We start from the raw sequence: 20,841 nt of genomic DNA, 5'->3' as shown, positions 1-20,841 counted from the left end.
CGAATGAGGTTTAAAAACTGGCTGCATAATCGCTGATTTTGGTACTTAAAAATACGAAGAATCAAAGTAATAAACAAAAAAAACTGCCCGAAAATTACTTTTCGGACAGCCTCTTTTGTTTAAAGTTTACTTAATAGCTAAAAAAGCAATCCTTGATTTTTTGCCTCGCGTATTAAATCAATATCACTACCATTGTCTATTTTTAATAATTCTTTTAAATTTAGTTTTCTTCTTTCAATTTCTCCTAGTGAAATAGGAATATATTGTGGAATATCATTCAACTTAGTACCTTTTGACAAATGAAATAAAATTTGTTTATCAAATTGATCTATTTCTATGGTATCCTTTTCTGCCAAGTCTAACATTTTCTGGACAGATTGACTGTAATAGATTTTATTATTTATGACTTTGTCAAAAGCAAAAAGCAATTCATCAAATGTCAGATCATTTTTTATTACTAATCCATTTGGGTTTATAGTACTTATAATAGTTTTTATTTTAAGCAATTCTGTATACATAGTCAGCAAAATGATTTTGCAAGTAGGCATGATTTCATTAATCAATTTAGCCAAATCCTCTCCAGAATAAATACCTTTTTCTTCATAAGGAGGCATACTAATATCTAAAAAAGCGATATCAAAAGCTAAAGTATCAGGATTTGTAATCAAATCATATGCTGATTTACAGTCTTTAGCCTGACTAATAAAAAACTGAAAATCCTTAGGATTATATCTTGTAATTGCATTTTTATACCCTTCAATAATAAAAGGGTGATCATCAACTATTAATATATTATTTTGAATCATTGTCTTTTCAGTTGAGGCAATTGTCATTTCTATGTAAGTATTAGTTTCTGTTCTATTGGGACCGTAATTGTAATTGTTGTTCCTTCTCCTTTATTTGATTTTATATCGACAGTTCCATTACACTCATTCGTTCGAGATTGAATGTTTTGTATACCAATACCTCTTTTTGCTTTATTTACATTAAACCCAACTCCATCATCATTTATTGACAAGAATAAATCATCCCCATTTTTCTTGAGTTCCACTTTAATTGTATTTGCGTTAGCATACTTATTAATGTTTTGAAGTGACTCCTGAATAATTCGGTATAAGTTTATTTTAATAGCATTACTTAATAACTCCCATTTTATAGCTGGATCAATTATCGTTACTAATTTTGGCTTAAATGTCTTTTTCTGATCTTCAAATAAATTATTTACAATCGCAACGAAGTTATTAATTAATTCCGATTTCTCCCTATTCAAATCATGTGAAATTTCACGAATATCCTGTTCAATATTTTTTAATTCCGCCAAATAACTATTTCTTTGATTAACAGCCATTTCATCATTGAATTTATTCAATCCATCCAAATTCATTCGTACGCCAAACATTCTTCCTAACACACCGTCATGTAACTCTTGTGCAACTCTTTTTTTCTCCACAACCCTATTAGTCTCTATGGTATTTTGCTGCGAAATCATTAAATTATAGATTTCTTCATTGACTTTTTGTTGCTCTTGTTTAAATAATAGTTCTCTGTTTTTAGTTTTTTGAGCTTTGATAATATACAAAAATAAACCTAACATCGTAATTATACTAAACCCAAATAATAAATTCCTATTTTTAGTTTCTAAGTTTGTATTTTCTCCTTTTATTTCGTCAGTTTCATATTCTATACGGGAGAATTTATCCCCCATTTTACGCTCTGATTTTTGTAGCTCTTCGTTGATTCGTATATATTCTTTGGTATAAGCTGCAGATTTTTGGGGTTCTAGCAGCGCTAATCGCTTAAGTGCCACCATAACATTTCGAGAATTATTAGAATTTCGAGCAAGTTGCAAAGCCTCCTTGGAATACTGTAACGACTTGAATGAATTATTTTTTGAAGTAAAATATTCTGACAAATGAATCTTGTTAATAAACATTCCGGAGGTTAGATCTAAACTATCTCCTACTTTCAATGACTGGAAAAATAGATCCGGTAAACCTTCAGTTTCTTTCAATTTGAATTTTGAATAAGCCAAATTATCCAGTAGCATAGCATATAATGAAGGCTTTTGGATTATTAGATTGTTTTGTTCCAATCCTTTTTTAAAATAATTTTTTGCAAGCAGATACTTATGCGAATCGAGATAAAGAAAACCGATATTATTATATGATGTTGCTCTGGACTGAAATACCTTGGGTATTATTTCATCATCACTAATCAATAATGCTTTATTATGATATGACATTGCATTTTCATACTCGCCAAGCTCACTATATATAATCCCCAAAAGGTTATAAGCATCGTATAAAATATTATTAATCTGCTTTCCCCCTTTTATTAATCGTAAAACTCTAAAAACCGATTTTTCAGAGCCTAATAAATCACCCGCCTTCAACTGCAAAGTTGCTTTATTGATCAGTGTTTTAGATAATTTTAAATTATCACCCTGTTTTTCATACATTTTTTCCGCTTTATAATAAAACTGAAAGGAGCTATCCAAAATAGATTGTGACTCATAATAATCTCCTAAATAGGTATAAGCTTTTATTATGTTTAAAGTATCATTGACTTTTTCTGATATGTTTAAAGCCAGATGGACCGTTTTATTAAATTGCTTCCAATTGTTTATGTTATAATAGCGATTGGCTACTTTGAACATATTTACCCGTTTTAGAGAGTCATTATCCTGATTCACAATAATATTAAATGCTTTCTGAGTAAACAACAGTCTTTTCTCTTTAGCTAAACTAAAATCATTTGCCAATGACAAATAAGTCGAGAGACTATCTTCAGAAGAAGTAACAGAGATGCCTTTTGCATTTTTTTTGGAACAACCAAAAAAAACAAGCAACAGAAACAATAATGGATATATGAAGTAATTCTTTTTCAATAGTTCTCTAATGGATTTAATCAAAAATAGTGAAATAAAACTATTGACATAAAAAAAGGCTATCAAATAATTGATAGCCTAAATATATTTTAGAAAAAAATTCATGATTTTAGTCCACTTTAACATTTCCTCCAGCAGAAGTTTGTCCAATTATATCCACTTTAACATTTCCTCCAGCAGAAGTTTGTCCAATTATATCCACTTTAACATTTCCTCCAGCAGAAGTTTGCCCTATGATATTAACATTAGTGTCAGATTTTACAGTGTTTTTAGTTTCTGGTGTAGTGAATGATGTCAAGATCATTACTAAAGAGAATAAACCGATTGTTAAGATTGCTTTTTTCATAATTTGGGGATTTTATATTGTTATGTTTTTTACTTTTTTTATATCCCTTTGCAGGAATTTCTTTAGTAAAACTACATAAGCATTCTTAAAATTTCCTACAAAAAAAGGCGTTTATGGTAGAATATAGCCGTTTGATAGTGAATGATGCCCAAATTATGGTAAATGACTATTTTTTAAATTTCCAAGTAATTTCCGTTAGAAAAATCGGAAATAATAAGGTCTACATTAGCCTTGTACGATTTGGAGAAAGGAAGCTTTGTAGTAGTATTTTTAATGTAACATACCGTATTTCCAGTATGAATTCTAGAAATGTAATTTCGGTTTACAATATAACTGTTATGAATTCTAATAAAAGGGAAAGATAAAATCCCTTCAAAGTGCTTCAATGTTTTGAAAGCCGTTATCATTTCACCATTATTTAGATGTATGTCAGTAGAATTATTATCCGCTTGGAAATAGCAAATATCTTTAGCATCAATATACCTGTAATCACCATAGGATTTTATACATAGAATAAGAGGCTGCTCCTGATTTGGCATTTCTTGCCTAACTGAAACTATAGGTTTTTCATCAAAAGTTGGCAGTTGTTTCGAAAGGACATCTTCTGTGGTATTCGATTTGTTCAATTTTAAAATTGATTTTACAATATCGATACGTGCTAATGGTTTTAATAAATAATCTGCTACTTCATATTGAATAGCTTCAAAAGCCAAATCTTTCTTTGTGGTTGTAACAATAATCTTCGGAATTACTTTCAGATACCGATACAACTCATTAATGAGTATTAACGATAAGTTACTTTCTTTATTAGTAGGGTCAATTTCAAGAAAAACTAATTGAGGAGTCTGTTCTAAAATAAGATTTAAGCCTTCCGTGTAATTATTTGCTGATGCCACAAAAGTAAGCTCCGAAAAACTATCAGCAATGGCTTTCGTTTTCGAAACACTTTCTTGATCATCGTCAATAATAATGTACGAGTAATTCATCAATGGCTATTCCTATAATTGTTAGGCATGACATCAGATTTCCAAAGTAAAATGCACTTCAAATTATTAAGTAATATTGGTAGTTTTGGGAAACTAATTAAACAAAAGCATAAAACATCGCATAAAAACCCTTATTTAACAGTCTAAAAATAAGTATTTAACCGTTTTTTAATAGGTCATGTTAATATGTTTTTAACAAATGTTAATACATTAAGATGAAGCGCAAATAAATCCGACAAAGAGCATGAATTCTTATTGCAAAAGAAATTAATAACTATTTTCTTCTAATTAATTGTGCATTAAAAAAACCATTAATTCTATGCAAAATAAAAAAGCTCTCCGTTTAGGAAAGCTTTTCTTATATAAACAAAAAAAATAATTACATTTTCATCAACCAATTTTTCATCGAAACTTCATTCTCAATAATTGATTTCAAATCTGAGATTTTTACACGGTCTTGTTTCATTGTATCTCTATGACGAATCGTTACCGTTTGGTCTTCTATAGTCTGATGATCTACGGTAATACAAAAAGGAGTTCCCAATGCATCCTGTCTTCTATAACGTCTTCCTACAGCATCTTTTTCATCGTATGCTACATTGAAATCCCAACGTAAATCCTCTATGATTTTATGTGCAATTTCTGGTAATCCGTCTTTTTTAACCAACGGTAAAACTGCCGCTTTTGTTGGGGCTAAAACTGCTGGTAATTTTAGAACTGTTCTTGTTGAGCCATCTTCTAATGTTTCTTCTTTTAACGAAGTTGCAAAAACAGCCAAGAACATTCTATCTAATCCTACTGAAGTTTCCACTACATAAGGAACATAGTTTTGATTCAATTCAGCATCAAAATATTGTAATTTTCTACCTGAAAACTGTTCGTGCGCTTTCAAATCAAAATCAGTACGCGAGTGAATACCCTCTAATTCTTTGAATCCAAAAGGAAAGTTAAATTCAATATCTGCCGCTGCATTCGCATAATGTGCTAATTTCTCATGATCGTGAAAACGGTAATTTTCCTTTCCAAGCCCTAATGATAAATGCCAGTTCAATCTTGCTGTTTTCCAATGCTCGTACCATTTCATTTCATCCCCTGGACGCACAAAAAATTGCATTTCCATTTGTTCAAACTCCCGCATACGGAAAATAAATTGTCTGGCAACGATTTCATTTCTAAAGGCTTTTCCAGTTTGTGCAATTCCAAAAGGAACTTTCATTCTTCCTGATTTCTGTACATTCAAGAAATTGACAAAAATACCTTGAGCGGTTTCTGGACGTAAGTACAAATCCATTGCAGTATCAGCTGATGCACCTAATTTTGTACCAAACATCAAGTTGAATTGACGCACTTCAGTCCAATTTCTTGAACCTGATTCCGGACAAGCAATTTCTAATTCTTCAATTAAAGCTTTTACATCTTCCAAATCTTCGTTACCAAGCGAACGAGCCATTCTTTCCAGAATTTCTCTTTCTTTGGCTTTGTATTCAACAACTCTAGCATTTGTCGTAACAAATTCCTGTTCATTGAAAGCATCACCAAAACGAGCACGCGCTTTTTCGATTTCTTTGATTGCTTTTTGATTTAGCTTTTCAGCATAATCTTCAATCAAAACATCGGCTCTATATCTTCTTTTCGAATCTTTGTTATCAATCAATGGATCATTAAAAGCATCTACATGACCTGAAGCTTTCCAAGTAGTAGGATGCATCAATATCGCTGCATCAAGACCAACAATGTTATCGTTCATTTGAACCATCGCTTTCCACCAATATTCGCGTATGTTCTTTTTTAACTCTACTCCGTTTTGTGCATAATCATAGACTGCACTTAAACCATCGTAAATTTCGCTTGACGGAAAAATAAATCCGTATTCTTTTGCGTGCGAAATTACATTCTTAAATAAATCTTCTTGTTTTGCCATAATAGTGCAAAAATATAAAAAGTGAACTTAAAAAAAAGAAAATTGTTAAAGATTGAAGCATTGATTTGTCTATTTTTATAAATAAATCCTTGATTACATGTTTGAAAGCATTATAAATCTCTTTTTCCCAAAAGTCTGTTCCGGTTGCAGTTCCTTTTTAGTAGTAAATGAAAATGTGATTTGTACCGTTTGCAGGCACGACATTCCGTTGACTAATCATCATTTGAATCCAGAAAATGATGCATTCAAAAAGTTTTACGGAAGAATCCCTGTATTTCATACTTCGGCATTATTTTATTTTCATAAAAAAGGAATTGTCCAAGAACTCATCCATAATTTGAAATATAAAGGGCACCAGGAAATAGGAACCATTTTAGGCGAATGGTATGCCGAAGACTTACAAAATATTAATTTATTACAATCTGTAGATGAAATTATTCCAGTTCCTTTACATTCAAAAAAATTAAAAGAAAGAGGATATAATCAAGTAACAGCTTTTGGGAAAGCGCTTTCTTCCAGTTTAAATTTAGATTATAATGATTCGCTTTTGATTCGGAATGTGTATTCAAAAACGCAATCCAAAAAAAATTTATTGGGAAGAACCGAAGGAATCGAAACTATTTTTGATGTTTCCTTTACCGAAAAAGACCATCATAAACATTTTCTTTTAATTGATGATGTTATCACAACCGGAGCCACACTTGAAGCTTGTTCCCATGCTTTATTGAAAATTCCCGGCGCTAAAATTAGTGTCATTTGTATGGCAATGGCACAATCGTAATGTAGAAATTCAGCTTCTAAAACTTTTATTTAAAACAGAACGGCAATTTCAATCACATTCGTTTTTAGCCCTGATTACTTCACCTAACTTTCATTCTCATAGGAGTTCAATGAACTGCATTTGCAACGAAAATCCTTTTTATACGCCTTTTCGGCGAATAAAAAGATTACTTCACTATACTTCTATTTTAATCGGTGTTCAGTGAATTTCATTTGCAGCGGAAAGCAGGAAATAGCTCCTAAAAATAAGTCTGTTACAATTTCAAAGAGCACACTATCAATTAATTTAATGAAATTATAACGAAATAGAATTTCCGTTTCCAAAGTTAAATGTATAAATTTGAATAAAAATATTTATAAATCATTAAACAATTATATTATGGCTTTTGAATTACCACAATTACCTTATGCGTATGACGCATTAGAACCTTATATTGATGCGCGTACAATGGAAATTCACCATTCTAAACATCACAATGCTTATACTACCAATCTTAATGCAGCTATTGTAGGAACGGATATGGAAGGCAAGACGATTGAAAATATTCTGATTAATCTTGACCTAAAAAACGCTGCTGTTCGTAACAATGGTGGTGGATTTTACAACCATAACTTGTTTTGGACTGTTATGACACCAAACGGTGGCGGACTTCCAACTGGTGATTTATTAATTGCAATCGAAGCTGCTTTTGGAACTTTTGAAGAATTTAAAGCAAAATTCTCTAAAGCGGGTGTTACACAGTTTGGTTCAGGGTGGGCTTGGCTTTGTGTACATAAAGGTGGAAAAGTGGATGTTTGTGGAACTCCAAACCAAGACAATCCATTAATGCCGGGTGTAGGTTGTGGTGGAACTCCAATTTTAGGAATGGATGTTTGGGAACATGCTTACTATTTACATTATCAAAACAGAAGACCTGATTATATCGAAGCTTTTTTCAATGTAATTAACTGGACAGAAGTTTCAAGAAGATATGCTTTAGACAAATAGTCAGAAAGGCGATAGATGTTTAAATGATAGACGGATAGGCTTTTTTAAAGTTTATTCGTCTATTTTTTTTATTCATTATTTAAAAAATCCTTGACTTTATTCCAATAAAAAAGGTGGAATTTCTTCCACCTTTTTTGCCCCAAATCTACCATAAACTTAACCTACTAATGTTATGGTGATTCAAATTTATACTAGTTCTTAGTTGTCACCAAATAAATTAGATGAACAACATATAAAACCGATTAATAACTAAATTACACCTATTACTAGTATGCTCTAGCATCTTTTCCTTCATAAAAGTTCATGAATGCTCGATTCACTACTCGATTCCCTCCAGGTGTAGGGTAATCTCCAGTGAAGTACCAATCCCCTAAGTTTTTAGGACAAGCAATATGTAAATCTTCTACGGTTTGAAATATTATTTTGACTTCAGCATTGATTTCAGGAGAGCTTAACATTTCGGCAATTTTGTTTGAAACTTCTTGCGGTTGAAAAGGCTCATAGATTGCCGTTACATAATTTACAACTTCACTGTCAATGTAGTTTTCCTGTGCTTTACATTTTAAATATACTTCATCAACAATGTGGTATAAGTTTCTTTCTTTTAGTAATTCCAAAGCGGCTTTAAATGCTACTAAACCTTCCAGTTTAGCCATATCAATTCCATAACAATCCGGATATCTAATTTGTGGTGCTGATGAAACGATTACAATTCGTTTTGGATTCAAACGATCCATCATTTTGATGATACTCATTTTCAAGGTAGTTCCACGTACGATACTATCATCAATAATTACCAAATTATCTGTTGGTTTGATAACACCATAAGTAACATCATAAACGTGAGCTACCAAGTCATCACGACTACTGTCTTCCGTAATAAATGTTCTTAATTTTGCATCTTTAATAGCTACTTTCTCAGTACGGATTTTTACCGAAAGTAATTCTTGTAAAGAATCCTTAGTTAAGGTATTTCTATTTTCAAGAATGTAATTATTCTTTCTTTGATTTAGAAAATCCTGAGCTGCTTCAACTAATCCGTAGAAAGAAGTTTCGGCAGTATTTGGAATATAAGAGAAAACCGTATTATCCGTATCTTCATCAATAGCTTCCAGAACAGCAGGCAAAATCAATTTTCCTAATTTTTTTCTTTCTTGATAAATTTCAGCATCGCTTCCTCTCGAGAAATAAATACGTTCAAAAGAACATGCTTTTTTAACTGTTGGAGGAAGAATTTCCTGCATAGAAACCGTTCCGTTCTTCTTAATTATTAATGCACTCCCTGGGTCTATTTCTTGTACTTTTTCGAAAGGTACATTGAAAACGGTTTGTATAACCGGCCTTTCAGAAGCAACAACAACTACTTCGTCATCTTGATAAAAATAAGCGGGACGTATCCCTGCAGGATCTCTAAAGACAAACGAATCTCCGTGTCCTAAAAGCCCCGCCATTGCATAACCTCCATCTAAATTTTTAGAAGAACGTCTCAAAATTTTAGCAATATCTAATCGTTCCGCAATAACCGGAGATGCTTCTCTTTTCGACAAACCTTCTTCTTTACAATCTTGATACAATTGCATCACTTCTTTGTCCAGAAAATGTCCGATTTTTTCCATAACCGTAACCGTATCAGCCATTTCCTTTGGATGCTGACCCAGTTCTACTAAGTTTTGGAAAAGTTCTTTTACATTGGTCATATTGAAATTCCCGGCCAATATCAGATTTCTATGCATCCAATTGCTTTGACGCAAAAATGGATGAACGCTTTCGATACTATTTTTTCCAAAAGTTCCGTAACGCACATGTCCCAAAAACAACTCTCCTATATAAGGAATATTAGCTTTTAGTTGTGGTACATCATCCGCATATTCCGGATGCGCCACCATTTCTTCATTTATTCTTTCATTTATTTGTTTAAATACATCCTGAATAGGTTGCGCATGGTTTGATCGCACGCGGCTTATATATCGCTCACCAGGTTCAACATCCATCTTAATACTTGCAAAACCAGCTCCATCCTGCCCGCGATTGTGTTGCTTTTCCATAAGGAGATACATTTTTTGTATTCCGTAGAAAGCAGTTCCGTATTTTTCTTTGTAAAACTCAAGCGGTTTAAGTAGTCTAACTAAGGCTATTCCACATTCGTGTTGTAAAGCGTCGCTCATTGTGTTGTTGTTTGTTGTTGTGTTTGTTATTTAGAAAGAATTTCACAATTTATTGTTTATTAGAAACAAGCTAAATCGTTTCATTTTTAAATTCTAATCTTTTAAATCCTTTGGGCTCACTGAATCTATATTATTTTCAATCATATAAACCCCTCGTTTTTATAATTTACTTAATGATGCTACAAAGCTGTGCTTATTTTAGTTGTTTTACATTGAACTAGTTCAAGAACACATTGTTTTGTATTGAATGTCATTAACCAAATTTATTAAACAAAAAAACCCCGTTTCCGAGGTTTGAAATATTATAATTCTATATCAAATTGTGTCAATGATTTGAATTGTTTCAATCTTGACAGCACCTCTTCTTTATCTAAACCAATCATTCTTTCTGTTCCAAATTTCTCTACACAAAATGAAGCTAAATTAGAACCATAGATGATAGCATTTTTCATATTTTCGAATGAAATATTCTCACTTTGCGTAATAAATCCTGCAAATCCACCTGCAAAAGTGTCTCCAGCTCCTGTTGGATCAAAAACTTCTTCTAAAGGTAATGCCGGAGCAAAGAAAACATCTTTGTTATGAAACAATAAAGCACCATGTTCTCCTTTTTTAATCACTACATATTTTGGTCCCATAGTATGAATTTTTGCAGCAGCTTTCACTAAAGAATATTCCCCCGAAAGTTGTCTTGCTTCTTCATCATTTATGGTAATAACATCTACACGTTTAATCACATCCAATAATTCCGGTAAAGCACAGTCCATCCAAAAATTCATGGTATCCAAAACTACTAATTTAGGTTGTGTTTCCATTTGGTCTAAAACACTGCTTTGTACTAATGGATGCAAGTTTCCTAACATTACCACATCCGAATTTTTGAAATTTTGAGGGACCTTTGGCTGAAAATCTGCCAAAACGTTTAATTGAGTATCTAAAGTATCTCTTGAATTTAAATCATTATGGTAACGACCGCTCCAAAAGAACGTTTTTCCGCCTTTTACAACTTCAACACCAGAAATATCTATGTTTCTTGCGGTTAATAAATCTAAATATTCTTGTGGAAAATCATCGCCAACTACAGAAACTATTGCCGATTGTAAATTGAAATAAGATGCTGATAATCCTATGTATGTTGCTGCGCCACCTAAGATTTTATCTGTCTTTGCAAAAGGAGTTTCAATTGCGTCGAAAGCTACAGTTCCAACAATCAATAATTTATTCATTTTATGTGTTTCGAATTAAAGCGCAAAGATAGTTTATAAGTTGTAAAATTGCAAAGGGTCGCAATCGTAAAGTTTTGCCAATTTAAATTCTTGCTTTTTAACACCTTACATCTTAAACAACAGAAGCTTTTATTTATTACAACCTAAAAATCAAATCAAAATATCTTTATTTCAATAAGGAAATAATGGCATCATTTTCTTGGTTCACCGCATAGTCCAAAGCCGTTTTTCCAAAAATGTCCATTTGATGTGTATTAATTTTATAGTTCAACAAAATTTCTACACATTGTACCTGTCCAAAAGTTGCTGCAAAAAATAACGCATTCGCATTATTATAATTTACTAAGTCTGTACTTGCCTTGTTTATCAATAATAATTCTGCTAAGGGAGAATACCCTTTGAAACAAGCGCCCATCAAAGCGGAATTACCCGAAGTATCCTGAATATCTAAATTTGCTTTTTGCGAAATTAAATACGCCGCAACCTCATAATTATTATTATAAACGGACAAAATAAGCAAACTATAACCGGAGGAATTTAATATGTTTATATCATTTCCTTCCTTAACAAAGTTTTCAATCGTTTTTAAATCATTCGTTCTTGCCGCTTCAAAAACAGCTGTGTTTTGCGCATTCAAAAGCCCCGAAATCAAAATCAATAAGGTGAAAATTATTTTTTTCATATTTTTAAATTATTAATAAAGGAGCGTTAAAAAAACGCTCCTTTATTAAGTTTTACTATTGCAACATTAAAGATTCTATTTCTTTACGATCCATTTTAAGCTCTTTAGCTAAACGCGTTCCGTATTCACTATCCGCTTGATAAAAATGAGCAATCATTTTAGCAACAATCACTTTATTTTTAACTTGTTTTAAAGCACCTGATAAATTAAAGATTAACGCATCTTGATCTTTTTTGGAAAAAGAACGGTACAAATCACCTGCTTGTGCAAAATCATTAGGTTTCGAAATTTTTGACTGTGCTGTTGTTACGTTTGCAAATTCTGATTTTGAATATTTGAATTTTGCATCATCCTTTACCTCCGGTTTATTTGTTGAAGGCTGATAATTTACATCACCACTTTGAGGGCGCATCGACATATATCCGTTTTGATTGTAAGTAGTCACTCCGTTTTTAGGCATGTTTACTGGAATTTGTTGAAAATTCCCACCTAAACGATGGCGTTGTGTATCCGAATACGAAAACAACCTCCCTTGTAATAATTTATCTTCAGAAGGCTCAATTCCCGGAACCAAAATTGCTGGCGAAAAAGCCGCTTGCTCTATTTGCTGAAAATAATCTGTAGGATTTTGATTCAAAGTCATCGTTCCCACTTTGATCAGTTTAGCAATTTTTTCAGGCCAAATTTTAGTAGGATCAACGGCATTAAAATCTAAAGCCAAAAAATCTTCTTTTTTCAACATTTGAACATACAAATCCCATTTTGGGAAATTCCCTTTTTCTATTTCATTACGCAAATCCAAAGTGGCATGTTCAATTTGTGTGGATTGAATTGCATTGGCTTCAGCTTGCGATAAATTACGCACTTCTTGTTGCGGAACCCATTTGTATTTTACATAGGTAACTTCGCCTTTCGCATTTACCCATTTATAAGCATGTACTCCATTACCTTCCATTTGGCGAAAATTTGCTGGGATTCCATAATCAGAAAATACCCAAGTCAACATGTGTGTTGATTCTGGTACATTTGAAAAGAAATCAAATACTCGATTCGGATCTGATGCGCCATTTGTTACTGGAGAAGGTTTAAACGCATGAACCATATCCGGAAACTTCATCGCATCACGGATAAAGAATACAGGCAAATTGTTTCCTACTAAATCATAATTTCCCTGTTCGGTATAAAATTTAACGGCAAAACCTCGAGGATCACGGTACGTTTCTGGAGAACCTGCTTGGTGTGTTACGGTTGAAAACCGAACCAATAAAGGGGTTTTTTTACCCGCTTTATTTAGGAAATCCGCCATAGTTACATCCGTAAAATCAGAGGCAGCAACAAATTCTCCAAAAGCCCCAGTTCCACGCGCATGAACTACTCTTTCCGGCGTACGCTCCCGGTCAAAGGCTGCTAATTTTTCAATCAAATGAATATCTTCCAGCAGGACTTGTCCATCTTGCCCTATTGTTTTTGAATTTTGATTGTCTCCTACTGGAGCTCCAGAATTTGTTGTTAATGTTTGACCAAATGTTAGCTGAGCTATCAACATTGCTATTGATAAGACTAATGCTTTTTGTTTCATAAGACTATTTTATTTATTTATCAATGCAAAAATATCGACAAAAAACATATTGACATAACTGAAAGTTTATATCTTTGTCATTGACAACATCTATATATATGAATATCCAACAATTAGAATATATAATCGCTGTAGATCGATTGAAAAATTTTACAAAAGCGGCTGAATATTGCAATGTCACACAAGCAACATTAAGCACGATGATCAAAAAATTAGAGGAAGAGCTTGAAATAATTATTTTTGATCGAAAGAAAAACCCAACTGCGACTACCGAAATTGGAATGGAAACTATTGAAAATGCTAAAAAAGTAGTTCTTCACAGCCAGCTTTTAAAAGACAATGCTAAAAAGATTAATGGGAAAATTGAAGGGAAAATTAGAATTGGAATTATCCCAACAATTGCAAACTCTTTGCTTCCAAAAATTATAAAGCCTATTTTAGAAAACTATCCTGATTTAAAACTGGAAATTTCAGAACTAACAACGAACTCAATTACAAAACAGCTGAAAGAAGGGCAACTCGATATGGGAATTGTTGCAACACCTTTAAATGACACCGAAATCGAGGACATCGTTTTATTTTATGAAACTTTAATGGTGTATGGTGATATTGATCCGGTGCAAAACTACATTTTACCCGATGAAATTAGAAATCATAAAATCTGGCTTTTGGAAGAAGGTCATTGCCTTAGAGAACAATTCATTAAATTATGTTCTTTAAAGAAAAAAGAAAAGATGGTTGAAAATTTAAAATTGGAAGCCAGTTCTTTTGACACTTTATTGAATATGATTGACGAATTTGGCGGATTGACTTTGATTCCTGAATTGTATTACAACACCCTTTCCTCCGAAAGAAAAAAACAAGTCAGTTTTTTTAACGCGCCCATTCCTGTTCGTGAAATGAGCATTATATATCATCGCCCGTATGCAAAAATCAGAACAATTGAAGCGCTCGCCAACATTATCCACAGTACAATAAACAAAGATTTAATTTCGAATAATTATAAAAAAAGCGAACTGGCAATTACTCAAATATAACCCGTTTGGTGTACTTAATCGAAAATTAGAAATATTACAGAATATAAAATTTTACCACGTATTAACATAGAAAAGAAGAACGACATAAACCAATTCTTGGTTTGCTTCACCTATTCAACCTTCGTCTCGAGACACAAAGCTATGCTTTTACTATAATTTAGTGAAACATCTTGGCAAAATCATTAAAAAAAAGATACCCTATGTAGTTAAAAATAATCTAATTTGAATTATAACCAACGGATTCAAATATTAATTACTCATTCATACTTTCATAGAAAGCATCGACTGAAAGCTGCTTTTGCATCGAAGCCATAACAGCTAAAGCATCACATCTTTCGTTTTGGACATGGTTGTTGTGTCCTTTGATCCATTTGAAATTGACTTTGTGTTTTCTATAAACAATAAGAAAGCGTTTCCACAAATCGGAATTTTTCCTGTCTACAAATCCCTTTTTTTCCCAACCTAAAACCCACTTTTTCTCTACAGAATCCACCACATATTTAGAATCGGAAACCACTAAAACCCTCGTGTTGGGATTTTTTAATTTTTCAAGACCCACAATTACTGCAAGCAATTCCATTCTATTATTAGTGGTATGACGAAAACCTTCATAGAATTCTTTCTTATATGGTTTTCCTACCCATTCCATCACAACTCCATAACCACCTGGACCTGGATTTCCTTTTGCAGCGCCATCGGTATATATATGTACGTCGTGTTCCATTTTAGATTTTTAGACTTGGAGACCTTTTAGATTTTAGATTTTTGTAATTGTATATTAGCTTTTCTAAGAAGTCTAATAATCTAATTTTCTAACAATTTTTCAATTACTTCCGGAAAATATTTTTGCTCCAATTCATGAATTTTTTCAGCAACTTCTTCTGGAGTTTCATCTCCTGATAAAACTACATTTTTTTGAAAAAGAATATTTCCTTCATCATAATTTTCATTTACAAAATGAATAGTAATACCCGTTTCTCTTTCTTTATTCCCAACAATTGCTCTGTGTATGTGCATCCCATACATCCCTTTTCCACCATACTTTGGTAACAAGGCCGGATGAATATTTATTATTTTATTAGGATAGGCTTCGATGATATTCTCAGGAAATTTTAACAAGAATCCAGCCAGAACAATCAAATCTGGTTGAATAGTATTTATTTTTTGTAATATTTTACTTTCAAATAATTCTGTTTTTGAGAAAACTTCCGTTGGAATCTCATATTTTTTTGCTCTTTCAATCACCTTAGCATTTGGGTTATTTGTAAACACCGCTTCAACGCTTCCAATTTTTGTTGCAGCGAAATACTTGATGATGTTTTCAGCATTAGTCCCCGATCCAGAAGCGAAAATTACTATTTTTTTCATATAATTAAACCCTTTTTTATTATGCAAAAAAAGGCATAAAAAATGAAATTAAATAACATTGTGAAGGCTTTGTCAAATATATTTTATAAATTAGTTGTCACATTTATTAACTATTTAGTTGTTTTAAAATAAAGTTTTTTATTTTTGCCAACAAATTAAATTCTAAAATTAAAGATTATGTCAGACATTGCATCAAGAGTAAAAGCGATTATCGTAGACAAATTAGGTGTTGACGAAAACGAAGTTGTAACAGAAGCAAGCTTCACTAATGATTTAGGAGCTGACTCATTAGACACTGTTGAGCTTATTATGGAATTCGAAAAAGAATTTGACATTCAAATTCCAGACGATCAAGCAGAAAACATCGCTACTGTAGGTCAAGCAATCTCTTACATCGAGGAAGCTAAAAAATAATAAATTACACACCCGTTTGCAATCCTGTAAACGGGTGTTATTATTTTTTTTTAAAATTAAATTCGAGATTGAATTTCAATCAAAAAGATATTTATTGTATTACCCATCGCTATTTTGTACTATATAATACAGTATCAGCATGGGTTTTATTTGTTTAAAGATAACAAAATAAAGAATTTATGGAATTAAGACGAGTTGTAGTAACAGGTTTAGGCGCTCTTACTCCTATTGGAAATAACATTGAAGCGTATTGGAATGGTCTCATTAACGGTGTTAGTGGTGCTGCGCCAATTACTTATTTTGATGCTTCAAAATTTAAAACTCAATTTGCTTGCGAATTGAAAAACTTTAATGCTGAAGATTTTTTAGATAGAAAAGAAGCGAGAAAAATGGACCGTTACGCTCAATATGCCATGGTTGCATCTGACGAAGCGGTACTTGATGCTGGTTTCAATTTTGAAAAATTAGATAAAGACAGAGTGGGTGTAATATGGGGATCTGGAATTGGAGGATTAGAAACTTTCCAAATAGAAGTTCTTAATTTTGCTGCTGGTGACGGCACCCCAAAATTCAATCCTTTCTTCATCCCTAAAATGATTGCCGATATAGCTGGTGGTCATATTTCAATAAAATATGGTTTTAGAGGACCAAATTTCACAACTGTTTCAGCTTGTGCTTCTTCTACAAACGCAATTATTGATGCTTTCAATTATATCAGATTGGGTCATGCAGATGCTATGGTAACAGGTGGTTCTGAAGCTGCGGTAACTATTGCAGGAATGGGTGGATTTAATGCCATGCATGCTTTATCTACAAGAAATGATGATCCAAAAACCGCCTCTAGACCAATGGATAAAGACAGAGATGGATTTATTCTAGGTGAAGGAGCAGGTGCTCTTGTCCTTGAAGAATACGAACATGCTATAGCTCGTGGTGCAAAAATTTATTGCGAAATTGGTGGTGGTGGAATGTCAGCTGATGCACATCACATTACAGCTCCACATCCTGAAGGATTAGGTGCTAAAAATGTAATGTTGAATTGCTTGAGAGATGCAGGTTTACAAGCTAGTGATGTTGATGGTGTGAATATGCACGGAACATCAACTCCTCTTGGAGACATGGCAGAATCTAAAGCTATATTACACGTTTTTGGCGAACATGCTTATACCATGAATCTGAACTCAACTAAATCAATGACAGGCCATTTACTTGGTGCTGCCGGAGCAATTGAAACTATTTCTTCTATTCTTTCTATGAAACACGGAATAGTACCACCTACAATAAATCATTTTACTAATGATGAAAGCATAGATCCTAAACTAAACTTTACTTTCAATGTTCCTCAAAAAAGAGAAATGAATGTTGTAATGAGTAATACCTTTGGTTTTGGAGGACACAATGCTTGTGTATTAGTAAAAAAATTAGATATCTAAATTATATGCGTATAATTAGAAAAATATTTTCGAAATCCCGTTCTCTAGAAGACGGGATTTTTTTTAATTCTATTCAGAAAATTTTAGGATTTGCCCCTAATAATTTAGATTACTATAAAAAAGCATTCACACACCGTTCCTCTAATCGATTGGATGTTCTGGGAAACCCAATCAATTACGAAAGATTGGAATTTTTAGGTGATGCCATGTTAAGCTCAGTAATTGCTGCCCATTTATTTAATAAAGCTCCTGCTGGAGACGAGGGTTATTTGACAAAAATGCGTTCAAAAATCGTAAGCAGAGAACATTTGAACGAATTAGGAAAAGATTTAAATCTGGTTCAGTATATAGAAAGTAAAGTGCCATTGCAACATTTTGGCGAAAACATACATGGTAACATCTTTGAATCGCTAGTTGGGGCAATCTATTTAGATAGGGGATATGTCTATTGCGAAAAATTCATCCAAAAAAGAGTTATCATTCCTTATGTAGATATTGCCAGACTGGAAGGAAAGGTAATTAGTTATAAAAGTTTAATTATAGAATGGTGTCAAAAAGAGAAAAAAATATTTCATTATGATATTTTTGAGGACAATGCAATAGATGGACAACGCTTGTTTGGAGTTAAACTCAGCATCGATGATAAAGTAATTGCAAAAGCAAGAGCAACTTCTAAAAAGAAGGCAGAAGAAAAAGCATCCCAACGTGCTTATTTTGCATTTCAAGAAAAAATGGAGAGAAAATAACATCCTTTCCTTAAACCTATAACGTTTTCGTTGATAATTTAACAAAAACATCCTATTTAGATAGGTTAGAACGTCGATAGAAATACTATATTTACAACTTATTTTTTCATGAAATGGCTATTCATAAACTAGATCTTGGAGAATTTGACGAAATAGATTACTATTTAATTGCGATACATACTTCATTAGAAGACTATCGATTGGCTTTTTTTATTAATCAATTATTGCCAATAAATTTAAGTAAAAGCAAGAATGAAATTCAGATTAATATAGAAGAAGGAGAAACAAATTTTTCAAAATTCTATTATTATGATAATGAAAAAGCAATCACTTGGAATTTGATTCAAAATAAAAATGAGGTAGTTCAACAGAAAAAAGGAATTAGCCAAAATTTATTTTCAAATGTTACAATGGAAGTGGCAACAAAAGTCTTTTTACTTCCTGAGTTTAAAAAAGTAGATTATTTCTTAAAAATAGAGAATATTGAAGATACAACGAGCATATCAACAATACAGACTATATTAAATAAAATCGATAGCATATCTACACTTTATACCGTAGATACAAATCAAATCAAATCAAAAAACAATTTAATTTTTTAATACCAATGCTTACAAACAAAAAAACTAAAATTGTAGCCACACTTGGGCCTGCATGTAGTACAAGAGAAATCATTAAAGACATGATTGATGCAGGTGTAAATGTGTTTAGAGTGAATTTTTCACATGCTGACTACGAAGATGTAAAACAAAAAATCAATATCATACGAGGTCTAAATGAAGAGTTTGGCTACACTACTGCAATCCTAGGAGATTTACAAGGACCTAAACTTCGTGTAGGAGTTATGGAAGAAGGTGTTGTAGTTCATGATGGTGACTTAATTACATTCACTACAGCCGAAGACATTCTTGGAACTGCAAAAAAAGTATTCATGAAATACCAAAACTTTCCAAATGATGTAAATCCAGGGGAAAGAATTTTGCTTGATGACGGAAAACTTATTTTCGAAATCGTTGAGACTGATAAAAAAACAGAAGTTATAGCACGAGTGATTCAAGGTGGTGAATTAAAATCTAAAAAAGGAGTAAATTTACCAAATACAAAAATATCGCTTCCTGCAATGACAGAGAAAGATATTGCTGATGCTATTTTTGCTATTGGCCAAAATGTGGATTGGATTGCATTGTCATTTGTAAAAACACCAAGAGACTTGCAAGACTTACAGGAATTAATTGCAGAACATTCAGCCTATAAAATTCCAATTATTGCCAAAATAGAAATGCCTGAAGCATTAGAAAATATTGACAAGATTGTTGCGTATTGTGATGCTTTGATGGTAGCTCGTGGAGATTTAGGAGTTGAACTTCCTGCTCATGAAGTGCCATTAGTTCAAAAAGAATTAATTCGCAGAGCCAAAACAGCTCGTATTCCGGTTATCGTTGCTACGCAAATGATGGAAACAATGATCACTAGCCTTACGCCAACACGTGCAGAGGTGAACGATGTAGCCAATTCAGTTATGGATGGTGCAGATGCGGTAATGCTTTCTGGAGAAACTGCCACTGGAAATTATCCGGTTCAAGTAATCCAAAAAATGACTCAAATCATTGAAGCAGTTGAGGATTCTCCGCTGATTCAAGTACCACAAAATACCCCACAGATAAAAACAAAACGTTTTATTACAAAAACAATTTGTCATCATGCTGCAACTATGGCTAATGTTATCAAAGCAAAAGCAATTTGTACCTTGACTAATAGTGGTTATACTGCTTTCCAGATTTCGGCTTGGAGACCAAATGCACATATTTTAGTTTTTACATCTAATAAAAGAATCCTTACACAACTTAATTTATTATGGGGAGTAAAATCTTTCATGTACTCTAAGGATGTAAGCACAGATGATACTGTAACTGACATTAACGAAATTGTAAAACAAAAAGGTTTTGTACAAAAAGGTGATTTCCTTATCAATTTAGCAGCAATGCCTATTAAAGATAAAGGAATGGTAAATACCTTAAGAGTTTCTGAAATAGAATAATTTCAATTATTTTTGAATATATTAAATCCGTCCCATTATCAAACTGGACGGATTTTTTTGTGTCAAATATTTTTTAGACAACAATTGTGTAAAAAAGTAATCTTTTCTAAAATACTCTTTTTTAGTTATCCGCGTAGCAAACGCTACGTTTTATCTTTTAATTTATGTAGGTACTCGCCGCAGTCAAGCACCGGAGACTACCTAAAAAACATTTAAATTTTCATTCAAAAAAATTAAGAACAATT

The 20,841-nt window shown here is 32.5% G+C and carries 19 protein-coding genes; 8 read left to right on the top strand and 11 right to left on the bottom strand.

All coding sequences use genetic code 11. The features are described from left to right. Positions 1 to 137 precede the first annotated feature (137 nt). From ACM55I_RS07295 to ACM55I_RS07275, 5 genes are all read right to left on the bottom strand, one after another. On the bottom strand, positions 138 to 806 hold the full coding sequence (locus ACM55I_RS07295; RefSeq protein ID WP_416846113.1) for a response regulator: 669 nt from the start codon (positions 804 to 806) through the stop codon (positions 138 to 140). Positions 807 to 835: 29 nt separating this feature from the next. Then, a complete protein-coding gene (locus tag ACM55I_RS07290) occupies positions 836 to 2,887 on the bottom strand; it encodes a tetratricopeptide repeat-containing sensor histidine kinase (protein WP_416846112.1) in 2,052 nt (683 codons plus the stop codon). 109 nt (positions 2,888 to 2,996) lie between these two features. Then, a complete protein-coding gene (locus tag ACM55I_RS07285) occupies positions 2,997 to 3,233 on the bottom strand; it encodes a 3-oxoacyl-ACP reductase (protein WP_416846111.1) in 237 nt (78 codons plus the stop codon). Positions 3,234 to 3,406: 173 nt separating this feature from the next. Further along, the gene (locus ACM55I_RS07280; protein ID WP_416846110.1) at positions 3,407 to 4,219 is read right to left on the bottom strand and encodes a LytR/AlgR family response regulator transcription factor; all 813 of its coding nucleotides are present in this window, start codon (positions 4,217 to 4,219) and stop codon (positions 3,407 to 3,409) included. 379 nt (positions 4,220 to 4,598) lie between these two features. Further along, the gene (locus tag ACM55I_RS07275; RefSeq protein WP_416846109.1) at positions 4,599 to 6,140 is read right to left on the bottom strand and encodes a glycine--tRNA ligase; all 1,542 of its coding nucleotides are present in this window, start codon (positions 6,138 to 6,140) and stop codon (positions 4,599 to 4,601) included. Positions 6,141 to 6,237: 97 nt separating this feature from the next. Between ACM55I_RS07275 and ACM55I_RS07270 the strand changes: the two genes are divergently transcribed. Further along, complete coding sequence (locus tag ACM55I_RS07270) at positions 6,238 to 6,921, top strand: ComF family protein (RefSeq protein ID WP_416846108.1); 684 nt, start codon at positions 6,238 to 6,240, stop codon at positions 6,919 to 6,921. A 378-nt stretch (positions 6,922 to 7,299) separates the two neighbouring features. Continuing rightward, complete coding sequence (locus tag ACM55I_RS07265; protein WP_416846107.1) at positions 7,300 to 7,908, top strand: superoxide dismutase; 609 nt, start codon at positions 7,300 to 7,302, stop codon at positions 7,906 to 7,908. Between the two features lie 266 nt (positions 7,909 to 8,174). Here the strand turns inward: ACM55I_RS07265 and ACM55I_RS07260 are convergent, their stop codons facing one another. The 4 genes from ACM55I_RS07260 to ACM55I_RS07245 form a co-directional block, all read right to left on the bottom strand. Further along, positions 8,175 to 10,073, bottom strand: a complete 1,899-nt coding sequence (locus tag ACM55I_RS07260; RefSeq protein ID WP_416846106.1) for an amidophosphoribosyltransferase — start codon at positions 10,071 to 10,073, stop codon at positions 8,175 to 8,177. 302 nt (positions 10,074 to 10,375) lie between these two features. Next, positions 10,376 to 11,299 carry a PfkB family carbohydrate kinase gene (locus ACM55I_RS07255; RefSeq protein ID WP_416846105.1) on the bottom strand — a complete coding sequence of 308 codons (924 nt, stop codon included), beginning with the start codon at positions 11,297 to 11,299 and terminating at the stop codon, positions 10,376 to 10,378. Positions 11,300 to 11,465: 166 nt separating this feature from the next. Continuing rightward, positions 11,466 to 11,981 (bottom strand): ankyrin repeat domain-containing protein, encoded by a 516-nt coding sequence (locus tag ACM55I_RS07250; RefSeq protein WP_416846104.1) that lies wholly within the window; start codon positions 11,979 to 11,981, stop codon positions 11,466 to 11,468. Between the two features lie 55 nt (positions 11,982 to 12,036). Beyond that, a complete protein-coding gene (locus ACM55I_RS07245) occupies positions 12,037 to 13,560 on the bottom strand; it encodes a catalase (RefSeq protein WP_416846103.1) in 1,524 nt (507 codons plus the stop codon). Between the two features lie 98 nt (positions 13,561 to 13,658). On the opposite strand from ACM55I_RS07245, the gene ACM55I_RS07240 reads away from it, so the two are divergent. Beyond that, the gene (locus ACM55I_RS07240; RefSeq protein ID WP_416846102.1) at positions 13,659 to 14,597 is read left to right on the top strand and encodes a hydrogen peroxide-inducible genes activator; all 939 of its coding nucleotides are present in this window, start codon (positions 13,659 to 13,661) and stop codon (positions 14,595 to 14,597) included. Between the two features lie 253 nt (positions 14,598 to 14,850). Here ACM55I_RS07240 and rnhA read toward each other — a convergent pair whose 3' ends face one another. Next, positions 14,851 to 15,321 (bottom strand): ribonuclease HI, encoded by a 471-nt coding sequence (rnhA, locus tag ACM55I_RS07235; RefSeq protein ID WP_416846101.1) that lies wholly within the window; start codon positions 15,319 to 15,321, stop codon positions 14,851 to 14,853. 80 nt (positions 15,322 to 15,401) lie between these two features. Beyond that, the gene (gene purN, locus ACM55I_RS07230) at positions 15,402 to 15,965 is read right to left on the bottom strand and encodes a phosphoribosylglycinamide formyltransferase (protein ID WP_416846100.1); all 564 of its coding nucleotides are present in this window, start codon (positions 15,963 to 15,965) and stop codon (positions 15,402 to 15,404) included. A 177-nt stretch (positions 15,966 to 16,142) separates the two neighbouring features. Here purN and ACM55I_RS07225 point away from each other — a divergent pair, with 177 nt between their 5' ends. From ACM55I_RS07225 to pyk, 5 genes are all read left to right on the top strand, one after another. Beyond that, positions 16,143 to 16,379 (top strand): acyl carrier protein, encoded by a 237-nt coding sequence (locus ACM55I_RS07225; RefSeq protein ID WP_007137004.1) that lies wholly within the window; start codon positions 16,143 to 16,145, stop codon positions 16,377 to 16,379. Positions 16,380 to 16,558: 179 nt separating this feature from the next. Then, positions 16,559 to 17,812 carry a beta-ketoacyl-ACP synthase II gene (fabF, locus tag ACM55I_RS07220; protein ID WP_039108531.1) on the top strand — a complete coding sequence of 418 codons (1,254 nt, stop codon included), beginning with the start codon at positions 16,559 to 16,561 and terminating at the stop codon, positions 17,810 to 17,812. Positions 17,813 to 17,817: 5 nt separating this feature from the next. Further along, complete coding sequence (gene rnc / locus ACM55I_RS07215) at positions 17,818 to 18,558, top strand: ribonuclease III (RefSeq protein ID WP_416846099.1); 741 nt, start codon at positions 17,818 to 17,820, stop codon at positions 18,556 to 18,558. 113 nt (positions 18,559 to 18,671) lie between these two features. Beyond that, the gene (locus ACM55I_RS07210) at positions 18,672 to 19,160 is read left to right on the top strand and encodes an IPExxxVDY family protein (protein ID WP_416846098.1); all 489 of its coding nucleotides are present in this window, start codon (positions 18,672 to 18,674) and stop codon (positions 19,158 to 19,160) included. A 5-nt stretch (positions 19,161 to 19,165) separates the two neighbouring features. Further along, positions 19,166 to 20,596, top strand: a complete 1,431-nt coding sequence (gene pyk / locus ACM55I_RS07205; protein ID WP_416846097.1) for a pyruvate kinase — start codon at positions 19,166 to 19,168, stop codon at positions 20,594 to 20,596. Positions 20,597 to 20,841: the final 245 nt, after the last annotated feature.

The sequence above is a fragment of the Flavobacterium algoris genome, from assembly GCF_048158525.1.
In the GTDB taxonomy this organism is placed as follows: domain Bacteria; phylum Bacteroidota; class Bacteroidia; order Flavobacteriales; family Flavobacteriaceae; genus Flavobacterium; species Flavobacterium algoris.
Note: the sequence above shows the minus strand (reverse complement) of the source record. Positions and strands in the feature narration are given on the sequence as shown.

Coding starts and splice junctions, on each gene's coding strand:
- ACM55I_RS07295 (WP_416846113.1), bottom strand. CDS start 806: ATGATTCAAAATAATATATTAATAGTTGATGATCACCCTTTTATTATT.
- ACM55I_RS07285 (WP_416846111.1), bottom strand. CDS start 3,233: ATGAAAAAAGCAATCTTAACAATCGGTTTATTCTCTTTAGTAATGATC.
- ACM55I_RS07280 (WP_416846110.1), bottom strand. CDS start 4,219: ATGAATTACTCGTACATTATTATTGACGATGATCAAGAAAGTGTTTCG.
- ACM55I_RS07275 (WP_416846109.1), bottom strand. CDS start 6,140: ATGGCAAAACAAGAAGATTTATTTAAGAATGTAATTTCGCACGCAAAA.
- ACM55I_RS07270 (WP_416846108.1), top strand. CDS start 6,238: ATGTTTGAAAGCATTATAAATCTCTTTTTCCCAAAAGTCTGTTCCGGT.
- ACM55I_RS07265 (WP_416846107.1), top strand. CDS start 7,300: ATGGCTTTTGAATTACCACAATTACCTTATGCGTATGACGCATTAGAA.
- ACM55I_RS07260 (WP_416846106.1), bottom strand. CDS start 10,073: ATGAGCGACGCTTTACAACACGAATGTGGAATAGCCTTAGTTAGACTA.
- ACM55I_RS07255 (WP_416846105.1), bottom strand. CDS start 11,299: ATGAATAAATTATTGATTGTTGGAACTGTAGCTTTCGACGCAATTGAA.
- ACM55I_RS07250 (WP_416846104.1), bottom strand. CDS start 11,981: ATGAAAAAAATAATTTTCACCTTATTGATTTTGATTTCGGGGCTTTTG.
- ACM55I_RS07245 (WP_416846103.1), bottom strand. CDS start 13,560: ATGAAACAAAAAGCATTAGTCTTATCAATAGCAATGTTGATAGCTCAG.
- ACM55I_RS07240 (WP_416846102.1), top strand. CDS start 13,659: ATGAATATCCAACAATTAGAATATATAATCGCTGTAGATCGATTGAAA.
- rnhA (WP_416846101.1), bottom strand. CDS start 15,321: ATGGAACACGACGTACATATATATACCGATGGCGCTGCAAAAGGAAAT.
- purN (WP_416846100.1), bottom strand. CDS start 15,965: ATGAAAAAAATAGTAATTTTCGCTTCTGGATCGGGGACTAATGCTGAA.
- ACM55I_RS07225 (WP_007137004.1), top strand. CDS start 16,143: ATGTCAGACATTGCATCAAGAGTAAAAGCGATTATCGTAGACAAATTA.
- fabF (WP_039108531.1), top strand. CDS start 16,559: ATGGAATTAAGACGAGTTGTAGTAACAGGTTTAGGCGCTCTTACTCCT.
- rnc (WP_416846099.1), top strand. CDS start 17,818: ATGCGTATAATTAGAAAAATATTTTCGAAATCCCGTTCTCTAGAAGAC.
- ACM55I_RS07210 (WP_416846098.1), top strand. CDS start 18,672: ATGGCTATTCATAAACTAGATCTTGGAGAATTTGACGAAATAGATTAC.
- pyk (WP_416846097.1), top strand. CDS start 19,166: ATGCTTACAAACAAAAAAACTAAAATTGTAGCCACACTTGGGCCTGCA.